The organism is Vreelandella sp. 21 (genome assembly GCF_050995515.1).
GTDB classification, from domain to species: Bacteria; Pseudomonadota; Gammaproteobacteria; order Pseudomonadales; family Halomonadaceae; genus Vreelandella; species Vreelandella alkaliphila.
Window position 1 is genome coordinate 2,150,869 of the sequence record NZ_CP194673.1, and the last position, 11,771, is coordinate 2,162,639.

The following is an 11,771-nucleotide window of genomic DNA, read 5'->3' on the forward strand; positions in this document are numbered from 1 at the left end:
GAACCGCTATGAAACTGCGTAACCGGAATATCGAGAAATTGCACACTGACGACTTTGACGCACTAATCATCGGTGGCGGCATTAACGGCGCAGCAACTGCAGCCGCGCTTGCAGGCAAAGGCGCTAAAGTCGCCTTAATAGACCGCGGTGATTTTGCGGGAAGCACCAGTATGCACTCCTCCAACTTAGTTTGGGGAGGCATTAAGTATATGGAAAGCAAGGATTTCGCATTAGTACGCAAGTTGTGCAAAAGCCGTAATCACTTGATTAAAAGTTACCCATCTACCGTTCAGGAAATTCGCTTTCTTACTACCATCAGTAAAGGTTTCCGCCATTCACCCTGGTATTTGTGGGCAGGCACCTGGCTCTACTGGCTGATGGGAAACGGGTTTACTAAGCTGCCCCGCTTACTATCTCCCAAGAACATTAAGCAAGAAGAACCCATCATTGATATCGAAGGCTCAGTCGGTGGGTTTGAATACTCAGATGCCTACTTACACGATAACGATGCCCGATTTGTATTTAACTTTGTTCGCCATTCGCTTAACTATGGGGCGATTGCAGCCAATTATGTTGAGTCGCTTGGTGCTGAACGTGAAGGACAGCACTGGGTAACGAAAGCGCGCAATGTCATGGATGGCAGCACGTTTAATATCCGTTCCAAAGTATTAATTAATGCTGCTGGCCCCTGGGTAGATCAGCACAACGCACTTACCGGCGAGAAAACCACCCATCAACATCTTTACTCAAAAGGCATTCATCTGATTGTTCCGCAATTGACGGAAACTAAACGGGTACTGGCGTTTTTTGCCGACGATGGACGACTGTTTTTTGTTATTCCCATGGGGAATCGCACCTGCATCGGCACGACTGATACACATATGGAACATCCAGAGGTAGATGTCACCGCTGAAGATATTGAATTTGTATTGGAAAATATCAATAAGCGCCTAACGTTAGAAAAGCCGCTTACCCAAGACGATATTATTTCAACACGCTGTGGTGTTCGGCCGCTGGCTATCAAAGCGGATCAAGGTAACGATCGCGATTTTCTCCAGCTGTCGCGTAAACATGTCATCGATACCAATGCGGATAGCGCCCACATTAGTATTTTTGGCGGTAAATTAACCGACTGCTTGAATGTAGGTGATGAAATCGCAGAAGAAGTGGTCCGCCTAGGTGTCAATCTCAGCGATATCAACTATCGCTGGTACGGTGAGCCACCAGAGCCTGTTAAACAGCAGTTTATGGACCAAGCTAAACGGATGAATCTAGATGCGATGACCGCACCGACGTCTACCGAGCCGCTCTCTTCCCGGCTGTGGCGGCGTTATGCAGAACAGGCCATGCAAATGCTGGAAAAAATTCGTCAGGATCCTGCGGAAGCCGATATTCTCATTGAAGGTACCGAATATATTCGCTGCGAACTAGAGCATGCCCGAGACCACGAAATGATTACGCAACTGGAGGACTTCCTGCGCCGAAGAGCCAAAGTGTCACTGGTGGTTCACCATGAACAGCTGCGCCACTCTAAGGGGCTGAAAGAAGCTTGTCGTGTCCTATTCGGAGACCAAGCGGAAGAGCGCTTTGCTACCTACTTTGCTGAAAATCGTGACACCTCACAGCCCTTCGTTGCACAAGCAGAGCCACAGAACACTCACTGATTAACCATCAACAACATTAAAAAGCCGCTATCATCGATAGCGGCTTTTGCATATTGAAGTAGCCAATAAACGGTTGTTAATTACAACGCACGCGATTCACGGCATCTAGCCAACCCTGGTACAACTCCTCCCGAGTCGATTCTGGCATTTTAGGTGTAAAGCTCTTTTCGCAACGCCAGAGTTGCTCAATTTCTTCAAGCGTGTCATACCAGCCCAAACGCAAGCCTGCCAAATAAGCAGCTCCAAGCGCTGTCGTTTCAAGAATAGTCGGCCTATCCACCTGGACATCGAGCATATCGGCTAAAAACTGCATCACCCAGCTGTTTTTCACCATGCCACCATCGACACGTAGGTTACCAGGCGTGGCTTCCATATCGTCGTTCATACAGTGCTGAAGGTCACGGGTCTGGTAACACACCGCCTGGAGCCCCGCCGCAACGATTTCGGCAATACCGGTATCCCGGGTGAGGCCAAAAATGGCGCCTCGCGCTTTAGGGTCCCAATGGGGCGCGCCCAAGCCAGTAAAGGCCGGTACCAAGTAAACGCTATGTCCGCTACGGGTTTCTTTAGCAAGCGCCTCTGTTTCTGACGCATCTGCAAACAGGTTCAACCCATCGCGTAGCCACTGCACAGTCGCTCCAGCAACAAAAATACTGCCTTCCATCGCATAGGTCGGCTTGCCATTAATTCGGTAACCAATGGTGGTTAGCAGGCGATTTCGTGATACCGAGGGTGTATCCCCGGTGTTAACGATCATAAAACATCCGGTGCCATAGGTGCTTTTACCCATTCCTGGCTGAAAGCACGCTTGCCCCACTAACGCGGCCTGCTGATCCCCTGCCACACCCGCAATAGGGATAGACGCCCCTAACCAATCTGCGTCAGTGGTGCCAAAATCATCGCTGGAATCTTTTACCTCGGGCAGCATGTTGGCAGGAACGTTAAACAACGCTAACAGCTCATCGTCCCATGTTTGATTATGGATATTAAAAATGGCTGTTCGCGATGCGTTGGTAGCATCAGTGACGTGTTGCTTGCCATTCGTTAATCGCCAAATCAAAAAGGTATCGATAGTGCCAAAGAGTAGCTCACCACGCTGCGCACGCTCGCGGGCCCCTGCTACATTATCGAGTATCCAGGCGAGCTTGGTGGCAGAAAAATAGGGGTCTATTAAGAGGCCTGTCTTCGCTTGTACTGCCTCTGTATGCCCTTGGTCACGGAGTGTTTGACAAAGTTCAGAGGTCCGCCGATCCTGCCAGACAATCGCATTATAGAGCGGCTTACCCGTCACTCTATCCCACACTACCGTGGTTTCACGTTGGTTAGTAATGCCAATTCCATCAATCTGCTCTGGCGAAATATTCGCCTTATCTAATACCTCACGACAGGTGGCGAGGACAGTCTCCCAAATATTTTCGGGATCATGCTCTATCCACCCATCTTGAGGGAAGTGCTGGGGAAATTCCTGTTGGGCAACCGCCTCTATTTGGCCTTGGCGGTCAAATAAAATGGCGCGCGAGCTGGTCGTACCTTGATCGATGGCGAGAATAAAGGAGGACATATCACGTTCACTTTGTTGTAGGTTCTTTCGGTTTTGTGTGTTTTGTTTCGCTTTATTATCATCCAAGGCTACTCTAGACGCCCCAAATGCTCAAGTATGAAACTACTCTCCTTCGCTCTTAAACTCGTCGGTGGCCATCTTCTGCCGTAGCTTACGCATCATGCTTAAGCTATATGCAATGCGACACCGTGCTGCGATAACAGCTGCAGAATCGATTCAGGAGGCTTCCGATCAGTGAACAGAGCATCAAGCTGGGAAATATTCCCTTGGCGCACTACCGGATTACGATGAAATTTTGAGTAATCTGCGGCGAGATAAATGCGTCGCGAATTGGCAATAATCGCTTGAGCAACGCGTACTTCCTGGTAATCAAATTCAAGGAGCGAGCCATCCTCATCAATACCGCTGATCCCGATGATTCCGTAATCCACTTTAAATTGATTGATAAAATCGATAGTGGCTTCGCCGATAATACCGCCATCGCGAGAGCGAACTTGCCCGCCAGCAATAATCACCGTGAAGTCCTCTTTGTGCTGAAGAATGGCGGCCACGTTCAGATTATTGGTAATGATTTCTAAGCCCTGGTGTTCAAGCAACGCCTGGGCGATCACCTCGTTACTGGTACCGATATTAATAAACAGTGAGGAGTGATGAGGAATTTGCTGCGCCAAGCAGTGAGCAATCCGCTCTTTCTCTTCTAAATGTAGCGTTTTACGCGTGCTGTAGGCGGTATTAACAGTGCTCGACTCTATTCCTACACCGCCATGCACACGACGAACCCGCCCTTCGTTTGCTAGCGTATTTAAATCACGCCGAATGGTTTGTGGCGTCACTGCAAAGTGATCGGTCAGCTGCTCAATGCTCATATAGCCATGCTGGCGTACTAACTCGACGATAGCATCTTGGCGAAACTGTTGGTTCATAAGCCCGGCCTGTTCGTTATTTATTGGTGTATAAGTGCTGTTCTCTATGGGCTATAGAGTAGCAAATTTTCGAAATTCAATAATACGAACATTGGGCCTTCCCCATTTTCTCGCTAAGTACCTGCTCCATTAGAGCGGCCAGGCCCATAAAATGGCAGGAATAGCGACTACCATCACTACTAACGAAAGTGGAAGGCCGAGCTTCCAATAATCACCAAATTGATAGCCGCCCGGGCCTAACACTAGCGTATTGGACTGGTGTCCTATCGGCGTTAGAAAAGCACATGAGGCACTGACGGCCACTATCATTAAAAAGGGATCGAGTGATACATCAAAACCACTCGCAAGACTGGCGGCAATAGGCGCCATCAACAGCGCGGCTGCGGCGTTATTGACCACGTTGGAAAGTAACATCGAGAGCATAAACAGCCCTGCCAATGAAACAATAATGGGCCACTCAACGCCGAATCGTAGTAATGCATCAGCAATAATTTCAGCGCCACCGCTCGTTTCAAGCGCTTCTCCCACCGGCAGCATAGCCGCCAAGAGAACAATAACGGGACCATCAATGGCTTGGTAACCTTCTCTCAGCGGCAGTACACCAATCAGTAGTGATATCAACGCCGCGCTACTCATGGCAACAGCGGCAGGCAGAAGATCAAACAGCATTGCAATAATGGCGAGGGCAAAAATACCAATCGACAACGCCAATTTTCGCGGTTGACCTAAGTGAAGCTCACGATTAGCCAGCGGCAAACAACCAAGGGTCGCTAAGCTATCGGCGATTTCATTTTCACTACCTTGTAACAGCAGTACATCACCGGTTTGAAAACGAATATCTCGAAGACGCTGCTTTAAACGCCCCCCATCCCGAGCTACCGCCACTAAATGCAGGCCGAACTGCTGATTTAACCGCAGCTGGCGTACGCTTCGATTGACCATCATTGAATCGTTACGCACCACCGCTTCAATCAGTTGCAGACCTTCCGTATCGACAGGCTGGCGCTCATCCGACGGTTGTGAAGCCCCATTCTCACTATCGGCCTCATCGCTATCTTTTTCATCTTCTTCTGGTTCCGCAATGGCGCTCAACCCTACTTTATCTTCCAGCAGCTTAAGCTCATCAGGCCCTGCTTCCAGCAGCAAAATGTCCCCCTCTCGAAGCACCCCATGAAATGAGTACCCTGCGCGGCGATTATCTTCCCGTACCACGGCAAGTACTGGGATGGTCTCTTCTAGCTCATCATGTAGTTGCTGGAGTGTCAGACCATTAGCCTTTGACTCTTCTGAGACCTTTAGCTCAACCAAATAATTAGCAGTATCAAACATTTCTTCGGTTGAAGCCTGCCCACTGCGCTTAGGCGTTAAGCGCCAGCCCACAAGCACAATAAACACCAGACCGGCTAACGCAACAGCAATCCCCACCGGGGTAAAGCTGAACATACCGAAGTTTTCACCGGTGATATTACCCCGGTATGTGGCAATAATGATGTTGGGTGGCGTGCCAATCAGCGTGGTTAAGCCTCCCAGCAATGAACCAAACGCCAACGGCATTAATAACAGCGACGGGGATGTGTTGTGCTCTCGAGCAAGCCGCATGGCAACGGGCAACAGTAACGCCAGTGCCCCTACGTTATTCATAACCCCAGAAAGCACCACGACCGTGCCGACCAACACGAGTAATTGTAGTAGCAGCCGTTCACCTACTTTGAGCACTTGATTGGCGATAATATCGACAACACCCGAGCGCTCAAACCCTCGGCTAATGACCAATACCGCGGCCACCGTAATCACGGCTGGATGCCCAAAGCCTTTAAAAGCCTCATCGCTAGGCACAAGCCCAAGCATTACCGAGCCAAGCAATGCCGCAAGCGCAACGAGATCATAGCGAAATCGACCCCACATAAAAGCGGCAAGCGTTAATCCCAAAACGATAAAGACCAGCGTACTGGGCGCAAGCCCGATGCTTTCCATTGTCATGCGATGTCCATCTCCTTGTGTTGGGTACGCTCGGCTGATGTGCCAAATAACTAGCAACACATTAGATGATGACTATACGGCCGTATAGCCCTAGAAGAGCAGAGCAACAAAAGAACGTTAGGCCAATAAAATGCCTGGCCACGCCAGGCATTCATAAAAAGTGGTTAAAGGACCACTAAGCCACACAGCTCACTCCATGTTGCCAAAAATGGCGGCAAAGCGTGGCCGTTTAACCAGGCGCGTAAACGTATTAAGGCAGTAGCACGGTCGATCCAGTTGTTTTGCGGCTTTGCAGGGCATCTTGAGCCTTTCCAGCGTCCTTAAGCGGGTAGCGATTTGCTACGTCAATATGAAGCTTGCCGCTTTTGATCATGCCAAAAAAGTCATCGCACATCATTTCAAAGCGTTCACGGGTATCCGCATAGCCGTTCAAACTTGGGCGGGTTACAAAGAGCGCGCCTTTTTGGTTCAGAATACCTATATTCACCCCGTCTACTGGGCCAGACGCATTACCAAAGCTGACCATTAGCGAACGAGGCTTTAGGCAGTCTAACGACATTTCCCAGGTATCTTTTCCTACGGAGTCATAAACCACATCGCACATTTCGCCATTGGTTAGCTCACGTACCCGCTCTACCACATTCTCTTCGCTGTAGTTGATTGTTGCCCATGCACCGTTGGCCATCGCCAGGTCGGCTTTCTCTTTTGAGCTAACCGTTCCAATCAGTTTAACGCCTAGCGCTTTGGCCCACTGGCAGGCAATCGAGCCAACGCCTCCAGCAGCGGCATGAAAAAGAATGGTCTCACCGCCCTTTAGCGCATAAGTTTGACGCAGCAGATACTGCACGGTTAGCCCTTTCAGCATACTGGCCGCAGCGGTTTCAAAATCAATAAAGTCCGGCAGCTTAATCACCTTGGTCGCTGGCAATGTATGCATCTCTGCATAGGCACCCAATGGCCCTTGTGCATACGCTACCCGGTCACCCTCTTTTAGATGGGTAACGCCTTCACCCACAGCGTCGACAACCCCTGCACCTTCAGTGCCTAATCCAGAAGGCATAGATGGCGCAGGATAGAGCCCTGTACGAAAGTAGATATCGATAAAATTCAGGCCCACCGCTTTATTAGCAATACGCACTTCACCGCTGCCGGGTGCCTTAGGCTCTGTGTCGACCCACTCCAATACACCTGAATCGCCCGTTTTTGAAAACTGAATACGTTTAGACATCTGGGCATACTCCCATTATTAATTACTGGACACACATTAGCAGGCTATCCAACCGCGTTGTGCGTATCAAATCAAGCGATTAGCCAGCCATACAGGACATATTGCTGTCATGCACTCATGCTAGACTATCTGAAAATGTTGATAACAATGCTTATCGATTACTCTAAAACGGACAGACTATGACGCACCCAGCAATCTGTTTGCCTACGCTTATAGCCCATCGCGGATACTCAGCCGCCGCACCTGAAAACACCCTAACGGCAGTGCGCGCCGCTCATCAAGTGGGCACTACTTGGGTGGAATTAGACGTTCAACTACTGGGCGATGGTACCCCTGTCATCTGGCACGATAGCGATATTAGCCGCTGCTCCGATAGCCGTGGCGACCTTGCTAGCCTGACGTGGCAGCATGCACAACAGCTTGACGTCGGCAGTTGGTTTGGAGATTTGTTTGCAGGTGAAAAAATGGCCAGTCTAGAGGCCATGCTAGCGCTGTTGAACGAACTCAATATGGGGGTGAATTTAGAGATCAAGGTAAACAAAGGCCGTGACCCCATCGCCTTGGTGGATACCGTATTACCAATCGTATTAGCAACATTGCCCCCTGAACGGCTGATTGTGTCCTCGTTTGATGCCCGAGCGTTAGCTCGATGCCGCCGCTTCGCACCCAAAGAAGCCCTCGCGCTGGGCGTACTATTTGGCAGCACACCACCAACCTGGCGTGACCAGTGTGAAGCCATCGACGCCTTTAGTATTCACCCTCATTGGCCGCGCTTAAAACACACACAGGCCGCTGCCATGCGCCGAGATGGTTATGAAATTTTATGCTATACCGCCAATGACCCCAGCGCTTTTGAAAGCCGCTGGGGCTGGGGAATAGCCAGCGCGATCACTGATGAGCCTGAAGCATTTCAACGCTATTTGAATAATCGACGTCGACACGGTTAAATTCGTCAATATCAATATTCTACCTAAGGAAGACTATGCACTATCTTGGTGCCCACGTAAGCGCCGCGGGTGGCGCGGATCAAGCAGTGTTCCGTGCGGTAGAAATCGGCGCAAATGGCTTTGCTCTGTTCACCAAAAACCAGCGACAGTGGAAAGGTAAACCGCTGACCGATGAGGCTATTGCTGCATTTAAACGAGCCTGCCAAACCCACGGGTTTGGCCCGGAACAAATTTTACCCCACGACAGTTACCTGATTAACTTAGGCCACCCGGAAACCGCTGGGCTTGAAAAATCACGCGCTGCGTTTTTAGACGAAATGCAGCGCTGCGAGCAACTAGGTCTCACGTTATTGAACTTCCACCCAGGCAGTCATCTGAACAAAATCAGCGAAGCCGATTGCCTGAAACGCATTGCAGACTCCATCAACGAAGCATTACTAGCCTCACAAGGTGTTACGGCAGTGATTGAAAACACTGCCGGGCAAGGCACCAACCTCGGTTGGCGCTTCGAGCACTTAGCGGAAATTATTGCCCACGTCGATGATAAAACCCGTGTTGGCGTTTGTATTGATACCTGCCACGCCTTCGCCGCAGGGTATGACCTACGTACCGCCGAGGCCACCAAAGCAACGTTGGACGAGCTAGGCAAGGTAGTCGGTTTTGAGTATTTACGCGGTATGCATTTAAACGATGCCAAGAGTGCCTTCGCCAGCCGTGTAGACCGCCACCACAGCCTGGGTAAAGGCAATATCGGCCTGGATGCGTTCACAACGATCATGCGAGACGAACGCATTCATGACATACCGATGATTCTGGAAACCGTCGAACCCGGCATTTGGGCTGATGAAATCAACTGGCTACGTGCTCAAGTACCAGGTGCTCAAGTACCCGGTGCTCAAGTGCCTGAAGCAGCGCCTGGCAAATAGTGAATCACATCGTGAAAACGTAGCCGCGTCGTAGCGCTGTTACGCATGGCGTGGGGACGATCGGCAAAAAAACGCAGCCCCTCGCCTACTCGTAGCGTTTGCCAGCGCTCGTCAATGCGCAGCTCCATCTCGCCTTCAACAACGACGATATGTTCTACCACACCGCTGGCGTGGGGAGACGACTCACTGATCGCCCCTGGCGCTAGCTCAATCATAAACATTTCAAAGCCCAGCAGCGGGTCGTAAGGGAAAAGCAGCCGCGCTTGCATCCCAGCGCTATCATCGCCCCAAACGGACTCCCAGCCATCTCTGTGTAGTTCGCCTAACGCAGGCTTGTCACCATCAAACAGGGTTGAAAACGACACCCGAAAACCACTCGCGATCTTCCACAGCGTTGAGATGGTAGGGCTAGACTCACCACGCTCTATCTGTCCCAACATGGCTTTACTCACACCCGTTTCACCCGCCGCGCGATCTAGGCTCCAACCACGATCTTTACGTAGCTTTTTAACGGTTCCCGCAATGTGTTCGGCAATGGTATGAGGGTCACTCACTATGTGGTTCTCCATAGAATTTAGTGTCGTAGTTTACCTATCCGAACAGCGATGAACACCGGCGATGCCAATATTGTGCGCTATAACGCACAGTGATAGTCTTGCAGCATTGTGCGCTATAGCGCACGCTACCCAACGTAAACGAGGCAACACTATGGAGGCACCACCTACCCTACAGCCCACAGGAAGCCATAGAACTCCTTTCTGGCGAGACATTAGCCTCTCGGCCGTCACAGCAGGTTTCGTTGCTGTCACTATCGGCTATACAAGCTCAGCGGCAATCATTTTCCAGGCGGCAGCCGCGGCGGGCGCCAGCACTGAGCAAATCAGCTCTTGGCTGTGGGCGTTGGGCATTGGCATGGGCATTACCTCGATAGGACTATCGCTGCGCTACCGCATGCCTTTATTGACAGCGTGGTCAACGCCAGGCGCGGCGTTTTTGGCGACGAATCTTCCTGGCATTCCACTTGATGAAGCCATCGGTGCCTTCCTCTTCTCCGCGCTGCTCATTACGCTCTGCGGCGTAACAGGTTTATTCGAGCGCTTAATGCGCTATATCCCCAGCGCAATCGCCTCGGCTCTACTGGCAGGTATTCTGCTGCGCTTCGGTTTAGAGCTGTTTAACGTGATGGAAAGCCAATGGCTGCTACCACTGGCCATGTTGGCCGCTTGGGTAGCAGGTCGGCGCCTATGGCCAACGCTCGCAGTGCCTGGCGTACTGTTAACCGGCATTGCTATTGCCCTTTGGCAGGGTCAACTTAACGTACACAGCATCCCGTTAGCACCTACCGTACCTGTTTTCACTGCGCCTACCTTTTCGCTGACAACGCTGATCAGTATAGGAATCCCCCTGTTTGTCATTACCATGGCGACTCAAAATTTACCTGGCGTAGCCGTGCTACGGGCAGCAGGTTATCAGCCAAACAGTTCGCCGCTCATTAGTTGGACAGGGGGCGCAACGCTGTTACTTGCGCCCTTCGGTGGCTATGCACTCAATATGGCGGCCATTAGCGCCGCGGTATGCATAGGGCCTGATGCCCATGCGAATCCTCTTAAACGCTATACCGCAGGCGTTGCAGCGGGCGTGTTCTATATCGCGATGGGCATATTTGGGGGCACAGTTACCGGTGTTTTCAATGCGCTTCCCAGCGTCCTGGTCATGTCGCTGGCAGGTATAGCGTTACTTGGCACATTAAGCGGTGGGTTAGCGAATGCATTTGAAAATAGCGGGCAACGAGATGCTGCCATTGTTACCTTTTTACTAACCGGCTCAGGCATCACGTTGTTAGGTATCGGCGGTGCATTCTGGGGGCTTGTGGCGGGCTTGGTGGTACTAAAGCTGACAAAGGCTCCAAATCATTAGCGGTATGTTATTCATGCAATAACTATTTATTTAATAACAATACGATAAAAAATGCCCCCAGAGTGTTCACTACTGGGGGCATTTTATTATTTCTGTTCAGCACTATCTGCCTCTACATATGAGGCCATTACGCATTACATCGTAGCGAGGCGTTCTTCATCCAGTACGCCCGACATCCGCACCATGGCTAACGCTTCATCCAGGCTGGCCACTTCTTCCATCATCAATAATTCGTTTTCCAAGCTAACAGGCTGTCCCGCTTTATCTGACAGCAGCTTTTCCAGCGAAGCTACATCCATAGCGTCGTCTAAGTGGTGAATATCTACCGACGCACTGCTCGCACTTGGTAAGTAGATAGTGCCATTAGAGAAATCCACGGCATAAGCGATAACGCCTGGCACAATAAAAAACAGTAAGCCGACACCATTGGCGATCGCCACCACGGGGTCAACATTACCGCTCATTTGTCCTTTACGTTCAGGATGAAAAAGCGTCCCACAACCACTTAACGTTACAATGGAGACACCAACAACGGCCCCCGTTAACCAACGGCGTACTGCTTGCTGCATGAAGGTTCCCTCAAAGTCCTAACGTACCGATAGCTGAAGAAGATGCGCTTGTTTGC

Annotated in this window: 10 protein-coding genes; 4 read left to right on the forward strand and 6 right to left on the reverse strand. The window is 50.7% G+C overall.

Annotated elements, in window-relative coordinates:
* The first annotated feature begins 8 nt into the window (after positions 1-8).
* The gene (locus tag ACN06F_RS10150) at positions 9-1,664 is read left to right on the forward strand and encodes a glycerol-3-phosphate dehydrogenase/oxidase (RefSeq protein WP_038484953.1); all 1,656 of its coding nucleotides are present in this window, start codon (positions 9-11) and stop codon (positions 1,662-1,664) included.
* 76 nt (positions 1,665-1,740) lie between these two features.
* Here the strand turns inward: ACN06F_RS10150 and glpK are convergent, their stop codons facing one another.
* From glpK to ACN06F_RS10170, 4 genes are all read right to left on the reverse strand, one after another.
* A complete protein-coding gene (gene glpK, locus ACN06F_RS10155; protein ID WP_095603067.1) occupies positions 1,741-3,225 on the reverse strand; it encodes a glycerol kinase GlpK in 1,485 nt (494 codons plus the stop codon).
* Between the two features lie 164 nt (positions 3,226-3,389).
* Entirely contained in the window at positions 3,390-4,148 is a 759-nt protein-coding gene (locus ACN06F_RS10160; RefSeq protein ID WP_038484959.1) for a DeoR/GlpR family transcriptional regulator, read from the reverse strand.
* Positions 4,149-4,277: 129 nt separating this feature from the next.
* Positions 4,278-6,128, reverse strand: coding sequence for an SLC13 family permease (locus tag ACN06F_RS10165; protein WP_038484962.1), 1,851 nt, complete (start codon positions 6,126-6,128; stop codon positions 4,278-4,280).
* Positions 6,129-6,378: 250 nt separating this feature from the next.
* On the reverse strand, positions 6,379-7,356 hold the full coding sequence (locus ACN06F_RS10170) for an NADPH:quinone reductase (protein WP_038484965.1): 978 nt from the start codon (positions 7,354-7,356) through the stop codon (positions 6,379-6,381).
* 179 nt (positions 7,357-7,535) lie between these two features.
* Between ACN06F_RS10170 and ACN06F_RS10175 the strand changes: the two genes are divergently transcribed.
* On the forward strand, positions 7,536-8,303 hold the full coding sequence (locus ACN06F_RS10175) for a glycerophosphodiester phosphodiesterase family protein (protein ID WP_095603069.1): 768 nt from the start codon (positions 7,536-7,538) through the stop codon (positions 8,301-8,303).
* Between the two features lie 35 nt (positions 8,304-8,338).
* On the forward strand, positions 8,339-9,229 hold the full coding sequence (nfo, locus tag ACN06F_RS10180; RefSeq protein WP_231657048.1) for a deoxyribonuclease IV: 891 nt from the start codon (positions 8,339-8,341) through the stop codon (positions 9,227-9,229).
* On the opposite strand, the gene ACN06F_RS10185 is transcribed toward nfo, so the two are convergent.
* On the reverse strand, positions 9,199-9,786 hold the full coding sequence (locus tag ACN06F_RS10185) for a helix-turn-helix domain-containing protein (protein ID WP_084183794.1): 588 nt from the start codon (positions 9,784-9,786) through the stop codon (positions 9,199-9,201). The genes nfo and ACN06F_RS10185 overlap by 31 nt on opposite strands.
* 151 nt (positions 9,787-9,937) lie before the next feature.
* Between ACN06F_RS10185 and ACN06F_RS10190 the strand changes: the two genes are divergently transcribed.
* On the forward strand, positions 9,938-11,146 hold the full coding sequence (locus ACN06F_RS10190) for a benzoate/H(+) symporter BenE family transporter (RefSeq protein WP_433923849.1): 1,209 nt from the start codon (positions 9,938-9,940) through the stop codon (positions 11,144-11,146).
* A gap of 134 nt (positions 11,147-11,280) precedes the next feature.
* Here the strand turns inward: ACN06F_RS10190 and ACN06F_RS10195 are convergent, their stop codons facing one another.
* Positions 11,281-11,715 carry a hypothetical protein gene (locus ACN06F_RS10195; RefSeq protein ID WP_038484981.1) on the reverse strand — a complete coding sequence of 145 codons (435 nt, stop codon included), beginning with the start codon at positions 11,713-11,715 and terminating at the stop codon, positions 11,281-11,283.
* Positions 11,716-11,771: the final 56 nt, after the last annotated feature.